This window comes from Pseudomonas sp. NyZ201 (assembly GCF_049860765.1).
GTDB lineage: Bacteria > Pseudomonadota > Gammaproteobacteria > Pseudomonadales > Pseudomonadaceae > Aquipseudomonas > Aquipseudomonas bharatica.
Genome location: NZ_CP187557.1, coordinates 4,929,795 through 4,954,807 on the forward strand (window position 1 = coordinate 4,929,795; position 25,013 = coordinate 4,954,807).

Below are 25,013 nucleotides of genomic sequence, written 5' to 3' on the forward strand. Positions count from 1 at the left end.
AGTCAAAACCAAGTAATCAGGCGCGTTTAAGCCTATAACCGGAGCACTCTAGGTCCCACGCAGTGGCGGTAACACCGAGTGCTCTCAATTTATATTTCTGCACTTTGCCGTTTTCGGTTTTCGGCAACTCGATGACGAAGTCCAGGTACCGCGGCACGGCGAAATACGCCAGCCGGGATTCACAATATTGGGTTAGTTCCAGTGGGTCGAGCCGAGCCCCTTGCTTGATGACGATCGACGCCATGACTTCATCTTCGGCCAGTTCCGACTTCACCGCATAGACCGCTGCAAGTTCCACGGCGGGGTGGCTCGACAGCACCTGTTCCACCTCGAACGAGGAGATATTTTCACCCCGGCGCCGGATCGTGTCCTTCAAGCGATCGACAAAGCGGAAATAGCCGTCGCTGTCGCGCACCACCCGGTCGCCGGTGTGATACCACAGGTTGCGCCAGGCTTCGACGGTCTTTTCCGGCATCCCGAAGTAGCCGCAGGCAAAAGCGAAGGGCTGCTCGGCGCGCAATAGCAGCTCTCCCGGCTCGCCATCGGCTACCGGCCGATCCTGGCTGTCTACCACGCGAGCGCTGAAGCCCTTGGCCAATCGGCCCATGAAACCAGGCCGCTGCGTCGCCAGGGGCCCGCCAATCACAGCGTTGGTTTCGGTGGCGCCATAACCATCGATCAGGCCGATACCGGTGCGCTGGATGAACGGCGCATGGAACTGTTCCGGCACACCCGGCGCCAGCGCGACACGTACGCTGTGCATGCGCTCCTGCTCACCGTGCGGGCGGCTGAGCAGGATAGGCACCATGGCCCCGAGCAGATACGTCACCGTGGCCCCGGTTTGCGCCAGCGCCTGGTAGAAGCCGCTGGCGGAGAAGCGCTTGTCCACCACTAACTGGGCGTCGTGCAGCAATGCCTGGAAAAAAGCGTTCAACGCATTGGTATGGAACAACGGCAGACAGGTGTGCAGCACATCGCCGGGCACGACCTGTAGGTCGCCTCCAGTATTGATGCCCCACCAGTAGAACTGCGCGTGTGGACAGATTACCCCCTTGGACAGCCCGGAGGTGCCGGAGGTGTAGAGGATAACCAGCGGGTCGCCATCCTCCAGCACCGCGGGTGCAGCTTTGGACGCACTGACAGGCGGCATCGACTGCACGCGCAGACGCCCCTGCCATACCGCGTCAACAGCGCACTGGGGCGAAACGATCCACAGGGTTTCGACGGCAAGCGTTGTGTAATCCTGTGCCGCGAGCACCTCCAGGTGGGCCTCTTCACTGACCAGCAAGCGCGCACCGCTATTGGCCAGCACATGAGTCAGTTGCATGCCGCGACAGGCCGTGTTGATAGGCACCGCAATCGCACCCAGCCAGCCGCACGCCAACAGCACCTCAAGGAACTCAGCGCGGTTGGCGCACATCAACGCCACCCGGTCGCCGCGTTGAATGCCATGTTCCACCAGGGTTGCTGCACGCCTGGCTATCGCATCGACAAGTTGCGCCGCGGTCCAAGTGCAACTACGGTCGGAAAAAAGTGCAGTATCAGGGCTGCGTTCAATACGCTTGGACAACAACACCGGAAGTGTAAGTGCGCCGCCACTTGCTAGTTGCTTGCAAAAACTTTCGTCCATTACCCAACGCCTCGAATTGTTGTATCACCTCGTTGTTGTTCCGAAGTCTATGAACCTGTAACCTATAAGTCAACTTCATGACTATTATATAGATAATAAACAGGATTTATTCGAATGCGCCATTTGAATGACGTCGATCTGAACTTGCTCAGGGTTTTCCAAGCCATCATGGAGGACCGTAGTCTGACCCTCGCGGCGGGTCGCCTGGGGATAACACAACCGGCTGTCAGTTATGCCTTGGGGCGTCTTCGCAAGCTGTTTGATGACGCGCTGTTCGTGCGCACGCCGGAGGGCATGATGCCGACCCAGACCGCCGAGCGCATCGCCCTGCCGATCGGGCGGGCACTGACGGCCGTACGCGACGCTCTGAATGAAACCGAACCATTCGATCCTGCCACCAGCGACCGAGAGTTTCGTTTGTGTATGTCAGACATTGGCGAACAGGTGTTCCTGCCGGCGCTGTGCGAACGGCTTCAGACCCTCGCGCCGCGCATCAAGCTGGCATCTGAGCTGGTACCCGTCGCCATGGTGGTCGAGCGGATGCGCATGGGGCAGCTGGACTTTGCTATCGGCAACCTGCCCACGCTGAAAACTACCACCCGGTATACTTCCCTGTTCCACGAGCAATACGCCTGCATGACTCGCAAGCGTGACGGGCTGCCGGCAGACAGGATCAGCGTGGAACATTTTCTTGCCTTCTCCCACGTCAGTATCACCTCCACCGACAGCAGCCACGTGGCCATCGAGGACACCTTGGCATCATGCGGCCTGAACCGCCACATCGCCTTGAGAGTTCCCCACTTCACAGTGGTGCCACAGATCCTCAGACGTACCGGGTGGATGGTCACCCTACCCGAAGGCGTCGCCCGGGCCCTGAACCATTCCCAAGACTTCGTTATCTACCCGCTGCCAGTGGAAATGCCTGGGGTCGAATCCACTGTTCATTGGCATGGTGCATACGACGCCGATGCTGGCAATCGATGGTTCAGGACATTTCTGTTCGAAACCTTGCGCAGGTAAGGCTGTGCAAGAACAGGTCCGGAAGATGAGAAGCAGGAATCCGTGCCAGTGCCCGCGCTTGGAGCGGTATGGTGAATGAACTTTGTCTGGTGGCGCTGCGCCTACCGCGCCTGGGTTAAGGCAATCGGATAACGCTAGAACAGATCGGTGCGCTGCCAATTTCGCGGACCTGGTCATGCTCGACAAGAACCCATTGGAGGTCGAGCCCATGGCCATCAGGGGCATTAAGGCCGTCGAGACGATCAGGGTGTTTGCCTTTGACTTCGCTTTCCAGGCAGGTGGTGGTGCTACGGTCCAGCCCAATTTGCCGAGGTGGTCTGGTGAGTCCTTGTCCACGGGGAAGCCCTTCGAGGTGCTGTGATTGGGGTGGGTGTGCAGGTGCCAGCGGCGATGGTTTGGGCAAGTACTTGTGTTGTGCCATTGCCGGCCTCTTCGCGGGTTTATCCGCGAAGTAGACCGCGCGGTGTATGGCACGGGCGCTGCCCGTGATCGGGGGCAAGCCCGCTCACAGGGGGCCTGCAATCCCTTGGAATGAGCATGGGTTAGTACAGGGCCAGAGGCTGCGTTCGGCTCTTGAGCTACACCTGAACCAACGCGCACTCCAACAGCAAGCGCACGGCGTCGAGCTCGTGCATCACGCTTAGCTGCATGGTCGTTGCGGAGAATTTGGGGAGGAAGGTGATCGACCGGTTGGCTACCGCCAGGCCACACGGGGTGCATTAAATCGCCCCTTAGCTGCCGCTCAAATATGGCTGCAATCGGCCAAAATCGGTCGGTAATATCCCGCCATTTATCTCAGTTTTCTGCCAGGCGATATAGTGCTTGCGCATGGGGTACTGTTAAACCGGCACGTTGCAGATTTCGGCGACTTTGGGAGCTGGCCAGCGCGGTCGCAGCGACCCAGCGGCAGCCATGCTTCTTTGCTTCCCAGACGTCCGTTGGGCGCCAACCCTGCAAAAGAAGCCTGGTTCAGCAGCCGGAGCTCCTGCTTGGGATGAAAGGCGCCCGCGTGCAAGTCTGCGAAATCAGCTAGCGTCTTCGATGTGACTTTTTCAATTTCAAATGACTGACAACTCAAAACCACCTTTCCAATGGCACAAGCAAATTGCAAATGAGTCCCGCCTCTCAAACGCACAAGCCGTGTTTCGCCCACATGAGCGTATTGCTCAATTGCTGATGGTTTTCCGATAAGAGGGGTTACGGCTGAATGCTCTGCTGATGCCTTGAGTAGTTTCAACACCGGTAGGGGATCACTGGCGAGCTCACCGTAGATGCGATTGAACACTGGGCTAGGCGATGCGCTCACTTGAAAGCATGGAAAGCCAGCATTGGAAAATACATGTGCGCCATAAGGGTTTCCGCTCACCTCTGCCAGGCTTTCAACGCGCGAGCGCAAATACTCACTTTCTGCGGTCTCTATTTTATGAGCTAGGTCTACATCTATGGCCGTCGTCCTTTTGAAGATTGCCAAGAAAGTAAAGCGTATAGACAAATGAGTTTGCGCACAGATACGTACCAGTTTCCTGCTCGGCTCCACTGCCTGCTTTTGGTCGATAGCAGCCGGTCAAGACTGACCGCTTCCGCGCCGAGGCCTTCACGACCAATAGCTAAAGCGCGAATCCATATGGTTACATCAAGAAGAGGCACGCAGCGAAGTAGGCAATCACTGGCAGAAAGCCAAGGAGCAGTGGTGCCGTAACAAGCATGTCCAGATTCGCACCATGGATAGCTGCGGTCTGAAGTCAATTAAATATTTCGAGTTTATCTAAGAAAATAATCGACACTTGAGCAGCCAGCTCGCTTTGCAGAGGAAAGACCCACCTAGGAATTACCCGACCAACCCATCCGGTTGTGTCTGCTTCAAAGAATCGCCTCAAAAGTCGAACGGCGGTAAGGGTACGTCTCCAAAGCGTGACGACATTAAAAAAATCCAGTGACCTCAGATAAGTATTTCTTGAGGAAAGGCGTCCCCTGGTCTCGGCATCCTAAGGCCCACAGTCAGTCTTGCCAGAGCCAGCCGTGAACAAGCCATCCCTCCTCCTTACATCTCCTCATCGAATTCTGATTGGCGCGCTGATCAGCGTCAGCGGCGGCTTTTCCCTCATGCCCAATGCCCACGCGGCCGGCGCATCAGAACAGGCCAACATCGAGGTGATGATCCGTCAGCTGAATGCCCTAGAAGATTCAGCGCGGCGCAGTGCCACGATCGCCAGCGAACCTGGTCAGCGGTACTACTTCGACTATAACCGGCTGGCCGGCGACATCCAGCGCGTTCGCCAGGGTCTGCAGGATTACCTGACCCCAAGCCGCGCACAGCCACGGGATCCGGCAGAGCTGACGGGCAAGTACACACTCACCGGCGGGCGGATGCCATGAGCATGAGCGGGACTCAAGTCGCAGCGTTCAACGCGGCTAGCGGTGTCACGCCCCAAGCCAGCACTGTGCTGTTCGTAGGCACTGTCATCGCGCTATCGACGCTGTGGGGGGCCTGGGCGCTGTACAGCATCTACCGCGGCTGGGCGACCCAGAACATTGACAAACACATTGCAGGATCGTCGACCGTCCGGGTCATCGTCCTGCTACTGATCCTCTCTGCACTCGTTCTCAGCTAGCTATCAAGGAGCTAATCGATGTCCGTTCAAAACACCACCAAATCACTGATCAGCGCTGCCTCAGTTGCAATGCTCTTGCTACCCGGGCTTGCGACAGCAGCTCTGCCAGGATCCCAGGCACCAACCCGGGGTGAAGGCACCAGTTGGCTGCAAACCATCCAGAACTATGGGTATGACGGATTCATGCTGCTCGGGCTGTTCTTGCTCGGAGGCATGATGGTGGGAGTCGCCTCCCATGCCTATGGCGTTTACCACGACATCCACGAGGGAAAGAAAAAGTGGCGGGATCTGGGGCTCACCGCCGTGGTCGGGATCTGCCTGATCGGCGTTGGCATCTTCATGGTCACCAAGGCTACTGGCGTCCTCTAACTGGTGGTGCGATATGGCTGAGACCACTTACCTGAAGGATGGAACGCTGGACTTCCTCCCACACAATCTCAACAGACAGCCCATCGTCATGGGCGGCCTCACTGCTGATGAGATGTGGGGCACGGTCGGCGTTTGTGGGGGGGCCGGAATGATTCTGGGCATCCCTGTGTCGTTCTTGTTCGGCAACCCAGCTCTCTTTATCGCTTGCGCGCTTGTAGGTGGAGCGCTGGGCTTGACCGTGGCAAGCCGGATCCTCCGGAAGATGAAGCGCGGCCGGCCGGATACCTGGTTCTACCGCCAACTCCAGTTCTACAAGGCCCAACACCTCCCCTTCCTCGGTGGCCCCCAGTTGGTCATCCGGAAGGGTGCGTGGACGTGCCGCCGTACAGGAAAGTAGGGATCTTCATGAGTTTTCGAAAACGAGTGGATGCTCAACAAGCACACATTCTCAGCTTGCGCATCGCGGTCATTGTGCTGGGCGCAGTCAGTCTTTTCGCGTTCTACGGCTGGCACAAAGCTCCCGAAGACTTGACGGTGCATGTGCCCCCGGACCTCCGCTCCGGCAGTACTCGCAAATGGTGGGAGGTGCCGCCAGAGAACGTCTACGCCTTCGGCTTCTATATCTTCCAGCAGATGCAGCGTTGGGAGAAGAACGGGGACGACGACTACCAGGACAACATCGAGCGTCTGGCCTCCTACGTGACGCCTGGCTGCAAGGAATACCTGAAGAAAGACTATGAGATGCGTCGTAATGCTGGTGAGCTGCGCCGGCGTGAGCGGAACGTTTCGGAAATCCCTGGGCACGGGTTGACCGACCCTGGCGTGCTTAGAGTAGAGGAAATCGGACTCAATGAGTGGACGGTCAACCTGGACCTGCTTGCCGACGAATCAGTGAATGGGGAACGGGTTAAACGCGCCATGACCCGCTACCCACTGTCTATTGTCCGGGCCGACGTCAACCCAGAGAAAAATCCGTTCGGGTTGATGTGGAACTGCTACGCCTCCAACCCGCTACGCATCGAGGTTGATCTGCAAGCCGCCGGGGTTAAGCCATGAACGTGCGCACCTGGCTCCTTGCTCTGGGCCTCCTCGCAGTTGCCGATGTAAAAGCAGTCGAGCTGTTGCAGTGGGACCGTATCCCCATGGCAATCCCGCTGATTGTGGGGCAAGAGCGAATCGTTTTCGTCGACCAGAACGTGCGCGTAGGCATGCCTCCCCAGCTGGTTGGCCAGCTACGGGTCCAGAGCACCGGCGGTGCCGTCTACTTGTTGGCCAGCCAGGAAATTCCACCGACCAGGCTGCAACTGCAGAACGTGGCAACCGGCGAGATAATGCTTGTGGATATTGCCGCGACACCGGCGACAGAGGGCCAAGCCAAGCTTGAACCCGCGAAGATCATTCCCGGTGCGGCCCCCTCGAGCTATTACGGCGATACAAACTACACACCCGCTCTGACGAAGCGATCCTCGACATCTGCGCCGCCGGAGGACGAGGATGTTCCGCCCGCTCCCCGCCACGAAACGCCAGCCCCAGTGGCTCTCACTCGCTATGCCGCACAAATGCTATACGCCCCGCTTCGGACCGTTGAGCCAGTGGCCGGCATCAGCCAGGTGCGAGTTGATCGGGGCATTGACCTGAGCACCTTGTTGCCAGTGTTGCCAGTGGAGGCATCGGTGCTGGGGGCCTGGCGCCTCGACAACAGTTACGTCACAGCAGTAAAGCTCAGAAATCTGAGCGCCCAGCAGCTGACGATGGATGCAACAGAGCTGATGGGGAACTTCACCACTGCAACATTCCAACACCCGTACCTTGGTGCTCGCGGTAACGCCAGCGATACCACCACGCTTTACTTGGTGACTCAAGGCAAAGAACTGAAAGATGCCTTGCTGCCGTCCTCGGTCAGTCAGGTTGATCCGAAAGCAGGAGGGCGCCGTGGGCAGTCTAAAAAGTAATCCACTCCTCAAGTACCTGCTCATCCCGGTGCTGATCATCGCGCTCATCATCCTGTTCAAAGGTGGGAGCAAAAAAGACGAAGCCGCAGTTCCTGAAGAAGAGACAATCAAGATCGGCAGCGACACCGCTCGCAAGCTAGGGGTGGACGGTGATACCCCTGCCGACACCCTTCGCACAGTTGTCGCCGAAAGCCGGGAGGTGAAAGACCAGATCGCAAAGGTGCTCACGGATAACAAAGAACTCAAGGACCAGAATGCAGAGCTACAGCTCCGACTCTCGCGTATTGATCAGAATGTCGACAATAAACTGAATGATGCGAAGGGCGAGCTTCAGGAGCAGGTAAAAAACCAGAGCATGGGCCTGCTGGATCAAGTCCAGCGTCAGTTGGATAACCTGTCGCAGAATCCGAATAGCGCTGGGCAAGACCTCCCCATAGGACTAGGAGTGCAACCAGGTGACGGCGCGGGTTTCGACAAAGCGACGAAGTCCAATGGGCTCGTCTGGGTCGAACCAAATGATGCGACTGCGATAGACGCTAGCGGGAAACCGCTTCAGCCAGGCTCCGCCCAGGCAGCAACCAGCTTCAATTTTCCCACCAGTTTCGGCAGCACCCTGGACAAAGGCCAGACCGTTCTCAGCTCAACAGCACAGAACGTCGGCGCTGAAATATCTCCCCAGGACACCCGTAAGCAAGTCCGCAAGGCCTATACCTTGCCCCAGAACTCCACCTTGGTGGGATCGGTGGCCATGTCGGCGCTCATTGGGCGCGTACCGATCGATGGAACAGTCAATGACCCCTTCCCCTTCAAGGTCCTGATCGGCCCGGACAACCTGACCGCAAACGGCATCGAACTCCCTGACGTCGTCGGCGCCGTCGCCAGCGGTACCGCATCCGGCGACTGGACGTTGTCCTGCGTGCGCGGTCAAGTCCGGAGCCTGACCTTCGTATTCGCCGACGGCACGGTCCGATCGGTCCCTGCACCGGCAGAAGAGGCCAACGGCAGCCAGAACAACAACCAGAACAGCAGCAACGGGAACGGGCAGCCTGCGATCCAAGGTGGACTCGGCTGGATCAGCGATTCCTACGGTATTCCATGCATCTCCGGCGAGCGCCGATCCAACGCCAAGGAGTACTTGACCAACCAGTCCTTGGTGACGGCCGCGGGCGCCGGCATAGCCAAATTGTTGAAGGCAGATGAGCAAAATAGCTCGACGACTTTTAGCAGCGGAGGAACGTCATTCGGGACCACTGGTTCCTCGGGGAACTCCGCCATGGGGGCAATCCTCACCGGTGGAGTTAGCGATATCCGTTCCTGGATGAACAAGCTCTACGGCGAAGCTTTCGCCGCCGTGTACGTCCAACCAGGGGCAAAGGTCGCCGTCCACTTGGACCAGCAGCTCGCCATCGATTACGAGATCAACGGCCGCAAGGTCGACTACAACGCCGGAGCCAACCATGTATCCGCAAACCTTGACTAAGCCCCAGCTGCAGGCCGGGGCCTGGCTCGTGCTCGCCCTAGTTCTAGGCGGATGCACGACTGATAAAGACGAGCTGCTCCCTCATGGGCAAGCCAACATGATGGACGTGTGGCAACACGGAACGTCTGGCGGGGGCTCTGGCAGCTCTAACAGCAGAATGCTACTGGATGCACGCCAAGAGCTTCGCCGGCCGCTCGATGAGGCACAGGTGGTTCGCCAACAAGCAGGTGCAGGCACGTTCACCCGTACGCCCCACAACGAGATTTACAGCCAGTTCAAGCGACTGCCGAACCCTGACCTGGTGATGTACGTGTTCCCGCACTTGGCTGGGACGGACCCGGTACCGGTACCTGGCTACACCACGGTATTCCCAATGTATCAACGCGTGCAGTACGCCATGCCAGGCGAGCGGACGGAGGAGTACTGATGCAGTTCTTCAGCAAATGGCTGGACAAAGGCTCTGCAACGCAGCTCGAGCCCGTGCTCGGCCAGACAACAACCGATCCCGACCTGGTCGACGACCATCCCGCAACAGCCAGCACGGCCACCAACGAGGAAAACCGCCTGGCTGCAAATGACCGGTACATTGCCCGTCTGGAGTCGATGGGCATCCCTTCCCCTACCGACTGGCAAAACCCTAAACGTCGGCCGGCGACGAAAGCTGACGTGTCGCGCATGTACGAGGTCAACCCGTCGTTCGTAGACATGCTGCCATGGGCCGAATATCTGCCAGAGGAAGAAGCCATGCTCCTCGAGGATGGCATTAGCAGGGCGGCGTTTTTCGAGTTGGTCCCGATCGGGACCGAGGGGCGCTCCGACGACTGGCTTCAACAAGCTCGCGATGCGTTGCAAGGCGTCCTGCAGGACAGTTTTGACGAGCTTGAAAGCTCGCACTGGGTCGTACAGCTTTACGCCCAGGACGAAACGGACTGGGGTGACTATCTGCAGAAACTCCATGCCTACGTTCAGCCCCGGGCTGAAAACACAGACTTCACCAAGTTGTATCTCGCGCTGTTCCGCCACCACCTCGAGTCCATCTCCAAGCCCGGTGGGTTGTTCGTCGACACAGCCGTCAGCAACCTTCCATGGCGTGGGCAGACCCGGAAAGTCCGCCTGGTGGTGTATCGCCGGGTAAAGAAACAGGACCTCGTGGTTCGCGGACAGGAGCCTGCCGCATACCTCAAAGCAATCTGCGATCGCCTCAAGGGGTCTCTGGCCAACGCCGGCGTTACAACCAAGCGCATGGATGGCCACGCTATCAAGCGCTGGCTTGTGGGTTGGTTCAATCCATACCCAGATCACCTGGGCACGACTGATCGCGATATCCGTCGATTCTACGACACGGTCTGCCACCCACCCCGCGGGCTCGACGAGGGTGAGCTGCCGGTGGCCAGCGGTACCGACTTTTCGGAGAATTTGTTCTTTCGAGAGCCGCGTTCGAATGTCGACAGCGGTCTTTGGTCGTTCGACGGCATGCCGCACCGCGTTGTGATACTTGATCGCCTGAAAAATGCCCCCCTCACTGGACACCTGACCGGTGAGACCAAGCAGGCAGACTCATTGAACTCGCTGTTTGACCGCCTGCCTGAGGATACCGTGCTGTGCATCACCATGGTGCCGACTCCGCAGGATCTGCTGGAAGGGCATCTTGAACAACTCTCCAGGAAGGCCATCGGCGACACCCAGGCATCCAGCCACACCCGGGATGACGTACAAACGGCACGGTCCATCCTCGGGCGCAAGCACAAGCTCTATAGGGGAAGTGTTGGTTTCTTCCTGCGCGGTCAGGATAAAGCCGTGCTCGAGGAACGCACGACCAGTCTGTGCAACGTCCTCCTCGGCGCCGGCATGCAGCCAGTCCAGCCACAGGACGAGGTAGCTCCCCTGAACAGCTACCTGCGGTTGTTACCCTGCAATTTCGACCCGAATGAAAATCGCGCCTTGGATTGGTACACCCAGCTGATGTTCACACAACACATCGCGAACCTGGCACCGGTGTGGGGGCGCTCCACTGGTACAGGTAACCCAGGTTTCACGCTGTCCAACAGGGGAGGTGCAACGCTGACCTTCGACCCATTAAACAAGCTCGATCGCCAGATGAACGCCCACCTGTTCTTGTTCGGGCCCACGGGCGCCGGTAAGTCTGCAACGGCCAACTACCTGATCATGCAAGCCATAGCACTGTATCGCCCGAGGTTCTTTATTATCGAGGCCGGCAACAGCTTCGGGCTGCTGGGTGATTTCGCCAAGCGGCTCGGCCTGACCGTCAACCGAGTTCGGCTAGCCCCAGGCAGCGGCGTGAGCCTTGCCCCCTTCGTAGACGCGGTGCAACTCGTCAAAAACAAGGACCAGGTAAAGGTTCTGAATGCGGCGGACGTGGATGCCTCAGACCAACATCTGGCCGACGCCCTGGCGGGGATGGAAGACGAGCAGCGGGACATCTTGGGCGAGTTGGAGATCACTGCCCGATTGATGATCACAGGCGGCGAGTCCAAGGAAGACGCTCGGCTCACTCGTGCTGACCGCAGTGCCATCCGCCAGTGCATCCTCAACGCGGCCGAGCTATGTGTCAGCGAGAACCGTCCAGTACTCACTGAAGATATCAGCGCAGCGCTGCAAGCGATGGCCAGTGACGACAAACTCCCTGAAAGCCGGCGCATCCGATTCATGGAAATGGCAGAGGCCATGGGGATGTTCACCATGGGTACAGAAGCCGAGATGTTCAACCGTCCAGGCACCGCTTGGCCGGAGGCCGACATCACGATCGTGGACTTGGCTACCTATGCGCGTGAGGGCTATCAGGCCCAAATGGCCATCGCCTACATCTCACTGCTCAACACCATCAACAACATCGCGGAGCGAGACCAGTTTAAAGGTCGACCGCTGATTGCCTTCACCGACGAAGGCCACATCCCATTGAAAGTGCCACTGCTCTCCCCTTACTCGGTGAAGATCACCAAGATGTGGCGAAAACTGGGCGCCTGGTACTGGATGGCAACCCAGAACGTCGACGACATCCCCCCAGAAGCATCCGCGCTGCTCAACATGATCGAGTGGTGGATCTGTTTGAACATGCCGCCCGACGAGGTGGAAAAGATTGCGCGCTTCCGTGAGCTCACACCGGCACAGAAGACGATGATGCTCTCGGCAAGGAAAGAGAACGGCAAGTTCACCGAAGGCATCATCCTGGCCAAGCGGATCGAGATGCTGTTCCGGGTAGTGCCGCCCAGCTTGTGCCTCGCCCTGGCCATGACTGAGCCAGAAGAAAAGCGGCAACGTTATGAAATCATGCAGGCGCTTGGCTGCGATGAACTTCACGCCGCACTGCAGGTGGCAGCAGAACTGGACCGCAAGCGCGGTATTCACCCCTTCCCCATCACCTTTCCCCAATCTAAGAAGGCCGTGGAGCGCGTGGCATGAGAGTCATGAACATCCTGACCCAGAATATCATCGATAACCTGACCCAACTGCTCAAAGACCCGGGACGCGATACACTTCAGTCGCTATCGGTCTGCGCCCCGGTGCTGATTGATGAGTTACAACAAATTAAAAAAAACGCCATTGATCGGCGAGATATCATGCCGCTGATTCAAGGAGCATTGAATGAATGGCTGAAACAGCACCCACAACCGGACGGTGCCCTCCGCGACTTAATGGAGACTTTGCAACGCCACTCAGCTTTTAAATCCCCAGGCGATCCCATAACGCCAAGCGCGATGGAGTCTCCACAATGAATCCATCACATAAAATTATTACCGTACTTGGGTTGGGTGTTGTACTCACGGTTGTCTTTACGCTTAAGGCTATTTCTTCACATCTTTCTTTATATCGTTCGACCGTGGAGGACGAATGGTTTTACGGAAAGGCTTCCGCTCGCTGGACTATTACAGAATACGCCGACCTCGAATGCCCTTATTGCAGGGTATACACCCCGCAATTGAAGCAATGGGTGAGCGAGCAAGATAACGTGAAGCTCGCTTGGCATCACTTCCCCCTCGATACCCATGGTGCTGCAGCAGTATCGGAGGCACGACTCGTCCAATGCGCAGGAACCTTAGGGGGGGCTTCGGCGTTCTGGCAAGCGATCGACCAGGTCCTGCTACGCAGCCGCAGCAATGGCCAGGGCCTAGCAGGTGGATTGAAGCTACCCGGAGTCTCCGCGGAGGATCTCTCCCATTGCGCTAGGACAGAAGTTATCCGTGCAGCGGTTGATCGACAGCTGGCTCAGGCAAAAAGCCGCGGCATTGCCGCTACCCCCACGATTGAGGTCACTGACAGCCTGACAGGACACAGCATCCGCATGGAGGGCCCGGTGGATAGCGTCGCGCTGTTGTCGGTCATCGATGACCTCGCCGCCCAAGCCCCACTGCGCAAGGGCTTGTCGAGGTAATGATCAAACTCACGGTCTCGCGCAACGACAACAATGAAGAAGAAAGCAACCTACCAAGCAGATTCTTTCCAAGCGCAGGCTCTGGCCATGGATGGTTTCATCTTGAGCCGGCCGGGGAAGAATTCCCTTCACAAAATGAGCTAAGCAGGGCTCTCCAGGGGTGGAACGACGATTGCGTGCTCATGGACTATGACGAGACCATAGGTAAAGGTCGGTTCGTAATAGTCGACTGGTATGCCCCAGCCCCTGGGACCGTGATCGAGCTGCAGCTCGATAGGAATCTGGAAGAACTTGCACCTGATGACGAGGAATGGTTCGACTAGCTCACACCTCTAACGCTCTGCTTAGCCCCTACGCCTATCGCCAGAGAAATCCAAACACCGTCAGGTATCTATTTCCTACTGCGCTTGAAGGGCCGATCCGTTTTCCTGTATCGGCCTCCCCTACCCTTAGGTGCAGTCCCATGTTGAATATCCCTCCGCCTTCATCGCGAGCATTGCGATTGCTCGTCCTCGCCTTAGCCAATGGCACCGCGCATGCCGAGACCTGGGCCATCACAGACACGGCGCACCCACTTAACTCCGTACCGGCAGATGTGCGCATCATCAAGCTCGATGATCAACAGCGCATCGAGGAGCAGTTGTCCAGGAAGTTACCACCCAACCCGCACCAAGCCGCGCTCGCCGCTAGGCAATTGATGGGCACGCCGGCCGGAGCTGCCCTCATGCAACAGTTGGCTACCGCCCAGCAGGGCAATGCTGATGCCTGGACTGTCGGGGTCTCAAAGTTGCCGGCAGTCGTCGTCGATCGCCGGTATGTGGTGTACGGCCAACCAGACGTGGCTGCAGCCATTAAGGCAATCAACCAAGCAAGGGGGCGATGATGAGACGAATCCCGCGACTCACCTTGGCTGCGCTTCTAACCTCGGCGCTACCTTTTTCAGCCTCCGCGGCCATCAGCTCGGCGGCGATTCTCGCCTCCACCACCTCGCCTATCTGCCTTGAATACAAAGTAGTCGGCATCTGCTACTGGCTGCTATGTACGAACTTCGGCTGCAAAGTCAAAACCTCCACCAAAGTACGTCACTACATTCCAGATGCGGTGGTGTCTGCCTACGCCAATACCGGGGAAAACCCGTGGACAGAGGTGAGCTCCACGGGGGCTCCGAGCGCGTCCGCGCAGGCCGGTAATGATGGAACAACCAACCACAACGCAGAGAACAACATCACGAAGTTCAAGGAGGCAGATGTCATTGGCCACCCTGGAGCTGCGGTGTTCAGTCGGTTCGTCAGCTCATTTGGCTATTCCTGCCACGGTGCGACTACACCCTATGTGCCCTACATGCTCAGCACTTTGGATTCTCTCGCTTGGCGGTATGGGGTTCCCGAGTCAGTCTATCCAGAGGCATTGACACCGGGCATGCGTGACGTCGGCGAAACTCAATCTGCCGACATGTGGGGAAGCATCTATCCACGCAGCGGATTCATCCACCAGGTCGAGGATTTTAAAGCCGGAGCAGTCATTGCTCAGCGCGCGGGCGATATCACGACACGCTCCGGGCAACCCCACGTATACCTACCGATGCTCGCTCAAGCTGAGCCAGGCTACTGGCCCGCTGGTGAATTGAAAGAAGGCGATGCTCGCACAGGTAAATGGCAGCAACTCACGCCGACTATGAGCCCAACATGCGTTGTCTTTCCTTCCCCACCCCCTAACGTCGACGCGGTTGATGAAGCCTACGCCTGGGCCCTCTGGCGTCCCTACTCATGCTGCGAGCGCAAGGGACAAACCTTCCTGGGAAGCACCGATTTCCAATGAGATATGACCTGGAGAAATCTATGAGCAAACTGACCGCTGCGATCGCCTTGGCCGCCGGCATGGGGGTCTCTTGGTGCTGGGCGGAAGCCGCCGACCCGATCAAGGTTGAATCCCAGGGAAGCGTGATTGGAGATGACGTGCTCTACAGCATCGGTGGTGGCAGCGCTGTTCAGATGGGCAGCGCTGGCCAAATGGAGAGCATCACCGTCGGCGCCGGTTGGCAGAACAATCTGGTCTGCGGAAATATGGATCTTAGCAACACTCTGCAGAACCAGCTGAATGGCGCAACGCAGGGTTTCCAGCAGATCATGAGTAGCGTAATCCAGAACGCGACCGGCGCCGTCACGTCACTGCCAGCTCTGATCCTGCAGCGAGCCAATCCCGCACTCTACAACCTGCTGACGAATGGGATCCTGCAGGCTCGCCTCGATTACGACCGATCGAAGGGTACTTGCAGGGCGATGGCCGAACGAATGGCCGACATTGCGGGCGGCCAGATGGGGTGGGGCAAGGTTGCTGAGGGTCAGAAGATGGGGCAAGCCTTGGCATCCAGCAACGATGCAGTGGCAGTGATCGACAAGGTCGAGGAAGCACCAGGATCGAATGGCGTGACTTGGGTCGGCGGAAAACAGGCCGGTGGCAATGGGCAGCCGCCCATCAAGGTAGTTGGGGACGTCGCCAAAGCAGGCTACAACCTCCTCAACAACCGTGCAGCTCAGGACACCTCGAGCATCCCGCAGTCCAACTGCTCCAATGGGCTGGTATGCGGAAGTTGGGAATCTCCGGCCGAAGCGGCCCAGTTCGCAAATCGGGTCCTGGGGGAGCAACAACTGCAAACCTGTGAAGGCTGCACCACCACCTCGACTCCGGGTGTGGGCTTGACGCCGCTGATCCAGGAAACCTATGACAAGAAACTTGCAGCCCTGCAGGAGCTCTTGAAGCCCGGGACACAGATCACCTCGGAGAAGCTGCGTGAGGCAAGTAGTGACTCCCTTCCCATTACCCGCGGCGTCATTACAGCCCTTCGTGACGAGCGGGATCAGGCGGTGTTGGCCTCCCGCCTGGCATCCGAGGTCGCCCTGGCTGATGTTCTGGAGAAAGGTCTGCTGCTGCAGCGCATGCTGATTACAGGCAGCAAGGAGCCCAACGTGAATGCGAACAAACTGGCTGTTGAGGCCACACTCGGGCAGGTCGACACGCTTCAGCAACTCATCTCCAACCTCAAGACCGAGCTCGACATGCGGCAGCAGCTCGCCAACAACTCCCCGATGAAAATCATTGAACGGGGTAAGTCGCGCGCCGAAAACTCTCGCTCGATCTACGAAGCGGCGCCTGAACAGGATCGCCTGATTCAGTTGCAGAAGCCTGCCGGCAAGGAGTGAATATGTCGGAAGATGTCGAGAAAAAATCACACCCCCTCAAAGTCCTCTTGGGAGGCGTGTTGTTGAGCGTGGCGATACTACTGCTGAGCATTCTGCTCGGCATCATCGCGGTCAATCATATGGGCGTGTTCGACACCTGGCTGAAATGGCGTGAGGGCAATTACTTACCACTGTTGCTGTGGCGACTCGCCCTATACGGCAGCATCATTTTCGCCTGGGTGAAGTTGAAGGCGCGCTTACCGGGGAACGAAGAAAATCAGCCATCCAAAGGGGTTCAGCGGATCGAGTTCCTGGTCCTCCTGTTGTTCGTGATCATCGAGATCTCGAAGGCGCCGATCACCTGGTCGGAGGTCCTATGACGCTCTACACGAACGACTACCTCGAGTATTACCTCACCCTGGTAGGGTGGATCATCAACAACGGGATCTGGGACATGATCTCCGACACGGGGCTGTTCGCCCTGCCCTTCATAATCATCGTGGCCCGAGAGTGGATCAAGGTACGAGGAGAAGGTGCCGACGAAGGCAACAAGGGTGTGCTGTCCCTGGCTCGCATTGAAACCCAGCTGTACGTAGGGTACGTGGTCGTTTCACTGTGTGCTGTGCCAGCCATCTCGGTGGGGTTTGACACTCTGCAGTTCGACCAGGCGCGAGGGAAACAATGCCAGGTGCTGATGCCGGCGCCCTCGGAGACAGGCTGGAACACCACCTTCAGTTCGTTGGCCGGCAAGAGCGCGAAGGTGCCTGTGTGGTGGGCGCTCGTACACGCGCTGTCCAAGGGGTTGAATAGCGGTGCTGTTGCAGCAATCCCTTGCGGTACGGATCTGAGGCAAATGCGCATGGAGGTCGACGCGATGAGGATCGGCAATCCCCTGCTCGCGCAGGAGGTGGCAGACTTCACCCATGATTGCTTCGGTCCTTCCCGTGCGCGCCTGTTCATGCGTCAGCCGGACATTAGGTCGATCGCCAAAGACCAGAAGGCCCTGCAGGACCTGAACTGGATCGGGTCCCGTTACCTGCTCAACACTGCCGGTTACTACGACACGGATTACTCCAGAACGCCTCGTACATCATGGCCGTATGACACGAAACGCGATGACGGGATGCCCCAGGTGACCGGGGGTGGTGGGTACCCCACCTGCAGGCAGTGGTGGTCAGATGGGAGCATCGGCTTACGGGACCGACTGAAAGCCCAGGTCGAGCCAAGCCTGCTGAACCAGTTCCTCGGGTGGGCAAAGTGGTTGTCCCAAGAGGAAGTAACCGACTCGATGATTCGCCAGCTCGTGTCGCCATCCAGCCAGGTCAACGGGGACGTCTACACCGACTATGGCGGACAGGTCGATGGAACAGTCTGGAATGGCCTTGCTCGTGCAGGCGGAACACTAGGGGTCGCCGTTGGCTCGCTGGCATTCTTCCCGGCGATGGACATGGTGCGCCAAGCCTTACCGATGGTCGTGGCCTTCCTCAAGATGGCCATGGTCATCTGCATTCCATTGGTACTGATCATCGGCGCATATCAACTTAAAGTTGCCATGACAATGTCAGTAACGATGTTCGCTTTAATCTTTGTAGACTTCTGGTTTCAGCTGGCGAGATGGGTCGACAGCACAATCATTGACGTTCTGTATGGGTCGGGATCGCCGCACTTATCCTTTGATCCTGTAATGGGCTTGAACACCACTACTCAAGATGCAATTTTGAACTTTGTCATGGGTTCGATGTTTATCATTCTCCCAACCTTTTGGGTACTGGCTCTTGGCTGGGCTGGAGTGCAAACAGGGACCATTCTAAGTGGGCTGTCAGAAGGGACTGGAGCAGTGCAACGGGCAGGTCAAAAAGCAGGAACCCTAGTTGAGGGCGGAGTTAAGTCAGTTGCTGGAGGAGCTTCAAAGAGCTGAGCGCATCATGGTGATACTGGCTTGATACACTAAGTACTGAGCCAGCATCTATTTAACTGATCTACCATAAGAATCAAGGGGCCTTTCGAAAACATCTCGACCATATGGCGCCTCTTCATCCTCGGAAAAGAGTTCAACCTTAACGAGGTCAACTTTGGAAAGCGCATACAGTCCGAGAGTTAGAGAAAAGACTGTCAGCAGCACCGACATAACCCAACTAATCGAGTTTGCTAAAATGAGCACAATAACTGCGGCTAGGAATAACCGTTTAACCCAGCGCAATGTCGGATTCATGTCATGCATGAAGAAACGTGCCACGCCTCCCAGAGCCCGGCCTAAGCGGAAGGCAATCGAGTGTTTGGCGGCAACAGTCATGATCCATCTCCTTGCTCGGTGAGAGCATCTTGCCATCAGATATACGACACCTTTGGCATTTTCGCAAGGGGCATGGCATAAAGCGCCATCACCACTCATCAGGTCCACATTCATGGCCACCCACAACGTCGTCGTTCCTAAGCCGATGGAGCAGTCCATAGATGATCTCGTCAACACAGGTCGCTACCAGAACTTCAGCGAGGTCGTACGGGCAGGCATACGGATGTTGCTCGAGCACGAAGCAGCTGAGGCAGCCCGGCTCGAAGCCCTGCGAAACGCTACATCACTTGGCATCATGCAGGTCGAAGCGGGCCAGTACGAAGAAGTTGATCCAGCCAACCTCACGGACTACCTCGACAACCTTGGAAGCCGAGCGAGCAGTAAAGCATGAGTAGGGCCATGATTCGCATACCTCCCCAAGCATGCACCGACATCGCCGATACCCTCCGTTTTACCCAAGTGAGATTAGGCGAGTCTGTCAGGAATCGGTATCAAGACCTGCTACAGATAACATTCCATCGCATTGCGGAACAACCAGCGCTCCCCGGCAGCAGAATGCGCGATGAGCTTTCACCAGGTCTCCGCAGCCTGCATCTTTCATTCAACGTGCTGAAGACTACTGAAGGTCGCGCAATCAGTCCCCGTCACGTTGTCTTCTATCGCATAGGGACAGATCAGGTTATTGAGATCATCCGAATCTTACATGATGCGATGGAGGATACCAGGCACTTGCAGCATCTACTGTAAGGTGCAGAGCGCTCAAAGGGAGACGGTTTGAATGTCACACAGCAGAAACCCCACAGCCTCAGGGCATCGATGCTAAACGACAAGATGTTAACTTTAGAAGTGGCCAATCAGAATAGATTAATCATGACAGACGAAATCCAGAAAAGCATAGACTACCATTACTCCCTGATAGCCAACGTCATCAACCGAGATAGCCGCGCAAAAATAAAAGACATAAAAGACTACAGAGAACTTATTGACAAAACACTCCGCCCTCTAGACGAAAAATACACAAACCGCTACAAAGCCGAAGAAAATGACGACCCTGAAACGATAGCAATCTTAAACAACATCACACGAAGAAGACACTACAGCAGACATAATGAAATCCTGATAAAAACTTTAGTTCTGAGCATTTTTAGCACCTTTGAATCGATATTCGTTACCGCCAGCACATTCATTATTGCGATAAACGAGCAGACAGAAACTTTTAAAAAAGAACTAAAAACACCAAAATACCGCTTCAAAAAGAACATAACGCGCCACAAGCTATTTCTCACAAGATTCGGCATCGAACTCGACTCGGAACACTGGCGTGCTATTGAAAATCTTAGCAACCTAAGAAATATCATCGCACATGCTGACTGCCAAATAACCGACGAGTACAAAAATACCGCTAAGACACTCGCAAACTCATCTACACACATACACAACAAAAAATATTGGCTAGATATTGATGCTGCCTATATCGACGAAATAATCCCTATTGTAGAGTCGACATTTTATCTTTTCCAAAAACAAATTCTTAAATTACCTCCACTGAAAGCCCGAGCTTAAGCCCACTGCAAAAGGGATAAATGGGCCAAAAATGGAAAAGCAATTTAATGGATAATGGAATGGATCACAAGGGTAAAAGCCCTACCCAAAAGGTCACAACTGTATAAAGGAAAAGCTATGAAAAAGGCACCGGTATGGTTTGAAAAGACTGTCGAATACGCATATGTGGCTCGGCTAGTTCTCAGTCAAAAAATGGGATTTGCAGCTCCGCTGGCGGGTGTACACGAGAGATATGCAGGCGACGCAGTATTCGGCGTGGCGGAGAAGTTTGTTCTAATTGAATTCAAGAGAACTCGTGAGTTCCTACCATCTGAAATATCTTTATTTCTGGATTATGAAAAAGCAAAAAAAGAGCTTTCAAACTACACTCACCACTATTTTATCTATGGCGCACTTGAACAGGGTGCTCTCCAATTGAGAGCCGAGCTTTATTTCGACACCAACGAAGAAAAGTGTTATTACAATCCTATTGACATTCTGGCCTGCGGCATTCCAAAACAGGAGTTTGATACATACATTAAATTGTTGGCAGCACATAAAGTTCCAGATGGGCGTGCAGGGAGCGCGGGAGGGATGACACCAGAAACGTTTTCAACGGTCCTCGGAGTTAGCCAAAAGGGAGATGTAGTAGAAACCCATGCGCTGCATGAATATGCACCGGATTTGTTCCCCGCACCTCCTAGACCAGACCATACTCCTAGCCCGCAACAGAAGCAGGCGCCCACTCCGACCCTCAAGTTTTAGTGAGTTTCTGCCCATGAATGATGGCCATCTGCCAAGAAATCCATAACCGCAGAAATTCGCTTTTCCGTTGATGCCATCTTGGCATTAGGAGAAAAGCCCGCTCCATGCACACGCCATGGAGCAACCTATGCAACTCCTCTCCTGGTTCAGCCGCAAACCGGCTCAACCAACACCAGAAGCCTCACCGCGGGGCTTCCACCTCCCCACGAAGGCTGCTGCTCTGCTGCAGAGCCCACTTCGTCAGCAGCTCCTGGAGAATATCTGGCGCAGAGCTTCGCTCTCACGAGCTCAGTTCAACACTCTCTACCTCAAGCCGCTCGAACGCTACGCAGAGCTGGTGCAACTGCTCCCTGCTTCAGAAAACCATCACCATGCCCATCTTGGGGGCCTCCTGGACCATGGCCTGGAGATCATGGCCTACGCCCTCAAGATCCGTCAGACGCATCTTCTGCCGATCGGAGCGCCACCGGAGTCGCAGTCGGCCCAAGCTGAAGCATGGACCGCAGCAGCAGCCTACGGAGCACTCCTACATGACCTGGGGAAGATCGCTGTTGATCTCCGCGTGGAACTGGAGGACGGCCGACCGTGGCATCCGTGGCATGGTCCCATCAGCCGCCCCTACCGCTTCAAGTACGTCAAAGGTAGGGAGTACCAGTTACACGGGGCTGCTTCAGCCTTGGTGTATTTACAGGTCCTGGACACCGGGATTCTCGACTGGCTAAGTAGTTTTCCTGAACTATGGAGGCAGCTGATCTACCTGCTCGCAGGCCAATACGAGCATGCAGGCATCCTCGGCGAAATTGTCGTCCAGGCGGACAAAGCATCGGTTGCCCAACAACTGGGAGGAAATCCGGAGCGCGCGCTCACAGCCCCCAGACAATCACTGCAGAGGCAACTCGCCGACGGCCTGCGATTCCTGGTGCGGGAGAAACTCAAGCTCAATCACCCGGACGGACCTGCAGACGGCTGGCTGACTCAGGATGCGCTTTGGCTGGTGAGTAAGCCTGCAGCAGATCAGCTCCGGGCATACATGCTGACCCAGGGCATAGAGGGAGTGCCAACCTCCAATGCACCATTCTTCAACATGCTGCAGGACCAGGCGATCATCCAGACCAATGCGCAGGATAAAGCTATCTGGAAAGCCACCATCGACAACGGCCGCGGTTGGAAGAACAGCTTCACGTTCCTGAAAATCTCGCCGGCACTCGTATGGCCAAATCCGGACGACCTACCTCCTCCATATGAGGGCAACCTAACCCTTGAGCAGGAACCGGTTGCAGTCACCCAGGCGGGCAGCGGTGAGAATAACGTCTGTGAGATACCGAATGAGCCAGTCGACGGTACAGGCCTAGCCCCTCGAGTACCGGCACAGCCCAGACCGCTGGTGCAGCCGGGTCCATCGACTGATCTCCAATCATCTGAGCGCGACGAACTGCTGTCGCTGTATAGTGATATCACTGGGCCATCAGTTGAGCCAAGTGCTAGCTATGGCTCAGCAGCCGCCTTCCCTCTCGATCATGGACATGAGGAGGATGAAACGGCTGAGGATTCTATAGCAGCCACAGCAAGGAATGCTGCACGGAACGATGTCACCACAATGCCTACCAGTAATGCGCTAGGAGGGGCTTTCGTCGCTTGGGTTAAAGCAGGTGTTGCCTCTCACAAATTGATCATCAACGATACCAAAGCCCTAGTCCACACAGTTGACGACACTGTAATGCTAGTCACCCCAGGGATCTTCAAGCGATATGTGCTTGAACATCCAGGGCTCGAAAAGAGCATCGGAAAATCTGGATCAGCAACTTGGCAGTACGTACAACGCGCTTTTGAAAAAGAAAAGACTCACGTCAAAACCAATGATCAGTTGAATATCTGGACCTATGATGTGATAGGTCCAAGAAAAACATCTCAGTTGAGAGGCTATGTTCTCAAAGATCCAGGGTTAGTATTTTCAGAGCAGCCTATGAACAACCCTAGTTTACGAAGGGTGACGGAAGGGGCTGCCAAATGACGCCCCAGAAACTGCTGAACGATTATCTGGCCGACCACGATTTGAGACAGGCTAGCGCTAAGACATATGGTGCAGCGATCAAATCGCTTGAAAAACATTTTGGACAATGTGCAGAAGTCGAGTCGATTGATCGGCGTGCCATTCTCGCCTGGCGAAACAAGGTCGTCGATGGAGGACTATCAAAGCGTAGCTGGAATACCTATTCAAATCATCTGCGCACGATATGGGGTTACGGGATTGAGTATGGAATACTCTCAGACTCCATTGCCAACCCATTTAAAAAGACCACACTTATTCCACCAAAGCGGCCCAGCAAGATAATTGGAGGCGATGCGATCAAAAGCGCACGAAGGTGGCTCACCAGCCTCGTAGCCCAGGAGGAGAACACTGGAGCTCGCGCGAAAATCACGCCGGCCTGGTTTTGGCTCGCCACGTTCGAGATTTTTTACTATACAGGTATCCGCCTGAACGCGTTGCTCTGCATCAGATTAAAAGATATTGATTGGACCAAGAAGCTCATATATGTGAATGCTGAAACAGAGAAAACTCACAGAGGATTCTGCATTCCCATAATGAAGGGGCTTGAGCCACATATAGAAAGAATCGTTACTGCTGCCAGAAACATGGGTTTCAGGGATGAAGACCAGCTATTCAATGTAAACCGTTTTTCGATCCATTACAGATCTAAAACGATGAACATTCATCAAATTGAGGATATGTTCAAAAAGCTTACCCATGCGTTTGGCATTAGGATGACGCCTCATAGATTTAGGCACACTCTGGCGACCGACTTAATGCGGCAACCAGAACGCAATATACATCTGACAAAAGCACTACTAAACCACTCGAATATAGCGACGACGATGAGTTATATCGAAGTCGATTATGAACATATGCGAGCTGTACTCGACGAACGGAGCCTGCACCAAGGAGCGATTAGACTTGAACGCCGAGAAGATCCCTTCCGGCCAGATCCCTCTCAACCAAAAGCGTTACCACAGCAAGTGGATCTTAGTGGCCAAAATTCTTCAGATTCTGATGAAGACGCTACGAAAGTTGCCAAAGAAAAAACTGGTGATTTGAGTGACATCCAGGTTTCTTCAGCGCACGAATTATTTCTAGCGCTGCCAAAACAGAAGCGCCCAAGGAAATATCCGCTGGAGCAGATCTCCACACCGACGACCGGGCTCTCCCACGAACTGGGATGGGATGGACCAGGTACCTTATGGGCTGACCTCGGAATCCCTCCGTGCAGTCCCTCTGAGGACTCTTTCGACCCTGGAGCGCTGATGGAGCAAGTGTCACCTCTCAGCACCGCTGGGTCGTACAGGTGGACCTGACGCCTCATCGTTAGCCATTTTATTTTTGCGAAGGATGCCAGGGGAGGTAGGACCGACCGTGGCCAGAAATCGACGATCTGCGTCAGCTGAGCGGATGTGCTTTAAGAGATTGTCCCGTTTCACTACAGGCGAGCAGCATGCCAGTCCAGCTAGCCGGCGTGTTGGGAAAGCTAAACGAAAAAGCCCGCAGACCGGTGCAGGCCGCGGGCTATTTCATATTGACATCACGCTGAAGCGCGCCTAAGGTTCGCTCCAGACGGCTGCAAGACTAGACAATGGCTGGCAAGCCCCCCTCTCTAGTACTCACGAACCGCTGTGAAATGGTGGGTCGTGTAGGATTCGAACCTACGACCAATTGGTTAAAAGCCAACTGCTCTACCAACTGAGCTAACGACCCGTTGGATGGCGCGTATAATACTGATTTCTAACG

At 55.9% G+C, this 25,013-nt stretch carries 27 protein-coding genes and 1 tRNA gene; 25 read left to right on the forward strand and 3 right to left on the reverse strand.

Features of this window, described 5'->3' with window-relative positions; all coding sequences use genetic code 11:
- Nucleotides 1–16 precede the first annotated feature (16 nt).
- On the reverse strand, nt 17–1,630 hold the full coding sequence (locus ACPFMA_RS22055; protein ID WP_425928747.1) for an ATP-dependent acyl-CoA ligase: 1,614 nt from the start codon (nt 1,628–1,630) through the stop codon (nt 17–19).
- Between the two features lie 114 nt (nt 1,631–1,744).
- Between ACPFMA_RS22055 and ACPFMA_RS22060 the strand changes: the two genes are divergently transcribed.
- From ACPFMA_RS22060 to ACPFMA_RS22150, 19 genes are all read left to right on the forward strand, one after another.
- Nucleotides 1,745–2,650 (forward strand): LysR family transcriptional regulator, encoded by a 906-nt coding sequence (locus ACPFMA_RS22060; protein ID WP_064302281.1) that lies wholly within the window; start codon nt 1,745–1,747, stop codon nt 2,648–2,650.
- Nucleotides 2,651–2,825: 175 nt separating this feature from the next.
- Nucleotides 2,826–3,011 carry a hypothetical protein gene (locus tag ACPFMA_RS22065; RefSeq protein WP_425928748.1) on the forward strand — a complete coding sequence of 62 codons (186 nt, stop codon included), beginning with the start codon at nt 2,826–2,828 and terminating at the stop codon, nt 3,009–3,011.
- Nucleotides 3,012–4,708: 1,697 nt separating this feature from the next.
- Nucleotides 4,709–5,026 carry an RAQPRD family integrative conjugative element protein gene (locus ACPFMA_RS22070; RefSeq protein ID WP_425930622.1) on the forward strand — a complete coding sequence of 106 codons (318 nt, stop codon included), beginning with the start codon at nt 4,709–4,711 and terminating at the stop codon, nt 5,024–5,026.
- Nucleotides 5,027–5,028: 2 nt separating this feature from the next.
- On the forward strand, nt 5,029–5,262 hold the full coding sequence (locus ACPFMA_RS22075) for a TIGR03758 family integrating conjugative element protein (RefSeq protein WP_240160536.1): 234 nt from the start codon (nt 5,029–5,031) through the stop codon (nt 5,260–5,262).
- Nucleotides 5,263–5,280: 18 nt separating this feature from the next.
- Complete coding sequence (locus tag ACPFMA_RS22080) at nt 5,281–5,631, forward strand: TIGR03745 family integrating conjugative element membrane protein (protein ID WP_064302284.1); 351 nt, start codon at nt 5,281–5,283, stop codon at nt 5,629–5,631.
- 13 nt (nt 5,632–5,644) lie between these two features.
- On the forward strand, nt 5,645–6,028 hold the full coding sequence (locus ACPFMA_RS22085) for a TIGR03750 family conjugal transfer protein (protein ID WP_064302285.1): 384 nt from the start codon (nt 5,645–5,647) through the stop codon (nt 6,026–6,028).
- A gap of 8 nt (nt 6,029–6,036) precedes the next feature.
- A complete protein-coding gene (locus ACPFMA_RS22090; protein ID WP_425928749.1) occupies nt 6,037–6,687 on the forward strand; it encodes a PFL_4703 family integrating conjugative element protein in 651 nt (216 codons plus the stop codon).
- A complete protein-coding gene (locus tag ACPFMA_RS22095; protein WP_425928750.1) occupies nt 6,684–7,583 on the forward strand; it encodes a TIGR03749 family integrating conjugative element protein in 900 nt (299 codons plus the stop codon). The genes ACPFMA_RS22090 and ACPFMA_RS22095 overlap by 4 nt, the downstream gene beginning before the upstream one ends.
- Entirely contained in the window at nt 7,510–9,063 is a 1,554-nt protein-coding gene (locus tag ACPFMA_RS22100) for a TIGR03752 family integrating conjugative element protein (RefSeq protein ID WP_425928751.1), read from the forward strand. The genes ACPFMA_RS22095 and ACPFMA_RS22100 overlap by 74 nt, the downstream gene beginning before the upstream one ends.
- Nucleotides 9,041–9,490 (forward strand): TIGR03751 family conjugal transfer lipoprotein, encoded by a 450-nt coding sequence (locus ACPFMA_RS22105; protein ID WP_009402040.1) that lies wholly within the window; start codon nt 9,041–9,043, stop codon nt 9,488–9,490. The genes ACPFMA_RS22100 and ACPFMA_RS22105 overlap by 23 nt, the downstream gene beginning before the upstream one ends.
- Entirely contained in the window at nt 9,490–12,483 is a 2,994-nt protein-coding gene (locus ACPFMA_RS22110; protein WP_425928752.1) for a conjugative transfer ATPase, read from the forward strand. The genes ACPFMA_RS22105 and ACPFMA_RS22110 overlap by 1 nt, the downstream gene beginning before the upstream one ends.
- Nucleotides 12,480–12,797 carry a hypothetical protein gene (locus ACPFMA_RS22115; RefSeq protein WP_064302290.1) on the forward strand — a complete coding sequence of 106 codons (318 nt, stop codon included), beginning with the start codon at nt 12,480–12,482 and terminating at the stop codon, nt 12,795–12,797. Before ACPFMA_RS22110 ends, ACPFMA_RS22115 begins: the two co-directional genes overlap by 4 nt.
- The gene (locus ACPFMA_RS22120; RefSeq protein WP_425928753.1) at nt 12,794–13,453 is read left to right on the forward strand and encodes a DsbA family protein; all 660 of its coding nucleotides are present in this window, start codon (nt 12,794–12,796) and stop codon (nt 13,451–13,453) included. The genes ACPFMA_RS22115 and ACPFMA_RS22120 overlap by 4 nt, the downstream gene beginning before the upstream one ends.
- The gene (locus ACPFMA_RS22125; protein ID WP_425928754.1) at nt 13,453–13,776 is read left to right on the forward strand and encodes a hypothetical protein; all 324 of its coding nucleotides are present in this window, start codon (nt 13,453–13,455) and stop codon (nt 13,774–13,776) included. The genes ACPFMA_RS22120 and ACPFMA_RS22125 overlap by 1 nt, the downstream gene beginning before the upstream one ends.
- Before the next feature lie 140 nt (nt 13,777–13,916).
- Nucleotides 13,917–14,336, forward strand: a complete 420-nt coding sequence (locus ACPFMA_RS22130) for a TIGR03757 family integrating conjugative element protein (protein WP_425928755.1) — start codon at nt 13,917–13,919, stop codon at nt 14,334–14,336.
- Nucleotides 14,333–15,271 (forward strand): TIGR03756 family integrating conjugative element protein, encoded by a 939-nt coding sequence (locus ACPFMA_RS22135; protein WP_425928756.1) that lies wholly within the window; start codon nt 14,333–14,335, stop codon nt 15,269–15,271. Before ACPFMA_RS22130 ends, ACPFMA_RS22135 begins: the two co-directional genes overlap by 4 nt.
- Nucleotides 15,272–15,291: 20 nt before the next feature.
- Complete coding sequence (locus tag ACPFMA_RS22140; protein WP_425928757.1) at nt 15,292–16,653, forward strand: integrating conjugative element protein; 1,362 nt, start codon at nt 15,292–15,294, stop codon at nt 16,651–16,653.
- A 2-nt stretch (nt 16,654–16,655) separates the two neighbouring features.
- Entirely contained in the window at nt 16,656–17,012 is a 357-nt protein-coding gene (locus ACPFMA_RS22145; protein WP_425928758.1) for a hypothetical protein, read from the forward strand.
- Complete coding sequence (locus ACPFMA_RS22150) at nt 17,009–18,550, forward strand: conjugal transfer protein TraG N-terminal domain-containing protein (protein ID WP_425928759.1); 1,542 nt, start codon at nt 17,009–17,011, stop codon at nt 18,548–18,550. Before ACPFMA_RS22145 ends, ACPFMA_RS22150 begins: the two co-directional genes overlap by 4 nt.
- A gap of 48 nt (nt 18,551–18,598) precedes the next feature.
- On the opposite strand, the gene ACPFMA_RS22155 is transcribed toward ACPFMA_RS22150, so the two are convergent.
- Nucleotides 18,599–18,925 (reverse strand): hypothetical protein, encoded by a 327-nt coding sequence (locus ACPFMA_RS22155; RefSeq protein ID WP_425928760.1) that lies wholly within the window; start codon nt 18,923–18,925, stop codon nt 18,599–18,601.
- Nucleotides 18,926–19,037: 112 nt separating this feature from the next.
- Here ACPFMA_RS22155 and ACPFMA_RS22160 point away from each other — a divergent pair, with 112 nt between their 5' ends.
- The 6 genes from ACPFMA_RS22160 (at nt 19,038) to ACPFMA_RS22185 (ending at nt 24,583) form a co-directional block, all read left to right on the forward strand.
- A complete protein-coding gene (locus ACPFMA_RS22160; protein WP_425928761.1) occupies nt 19,038–19,316 on the forward strand; it encodes a type II toxin-antitoxin system ParD family antitoxin in 279 nt (92 codons plus the stop codon).
- A gap of 8 nt (nt 19,317–19,324) precedes the next feature.
- Complete coding sequence (locus ACPFMA_RS22165; protein WP_425928762.1) at nt 19,325–19,672, forward strand: type II toxin-antitoxin system RelE/ParE family toxin; 348 nt, start codon at nt 19,325–19,327, stop codon at nt 19,670–19,672.
- A gap of 123 nt (nt 19,673–19,795) precedes the next feature.
- Complete coding sequence (locus tag ACPFMA_RS22170; protein ID WP_425928763.1) at nt 19,796–20,488, forward strand: hypothetical protein; 693 nt, start codon at nt 19,796–19,798, stop codon at nt 20,486–20,488.
- 117 nt (nt 20,489–20,605) lie between these two features.
- Nucleotides 20,606–21,232 carry a hypothetical protein gene (locus ACPFMA_RS22175; protein WP_425928765.1) on the forward strand — a complete coding sequence of 209 codons (627 nt, stop codon included), beginning with the start codon at nt 20,606–20,608 and terminating at the stop codon, nt 21,230–21,232.
- Between the two features lie 127 nt (nt 21,233–21,359).
- Nucleotides 21,360–23,243, forward strand: a complete 1,884-nt coding sequence (mobH, locus tag ACPFMA_RS22180; protein WP_425928766.1) for a MobH family relaxase — start codon at nt 21,360–21,362, stop codon at nt 23,241–23,243.
- On the forward strand, nt 23,240–24,583 hold the full coding sequence (locus tag ACPFMA_RS22185; protein WP_425928767.1) for a tyrosine-type recombinase/integrase: 1,344 nt from the start codon (nt 23,240–23,242) through the stop codon (nt 24,581–24,583). The genes mobH and ACPFMA_RS22185 overlap by 4 nt, the downstream gene beginning before the upstream one ends.
- Nucleotides 24,584–24,904: 321 nt before the next feature.
- Here the strand turns inward: ACPFMA_RS22185 and ACPFMA_RS22190 are convergent.
- A tRNA-Lys gene (locus tag ACPFMA_RS22190) sits at nt 24,905–24,980 on the reverse strand.
- Nucleotides 24,981–25,013 lie beyond the last annotated feature (33 nt).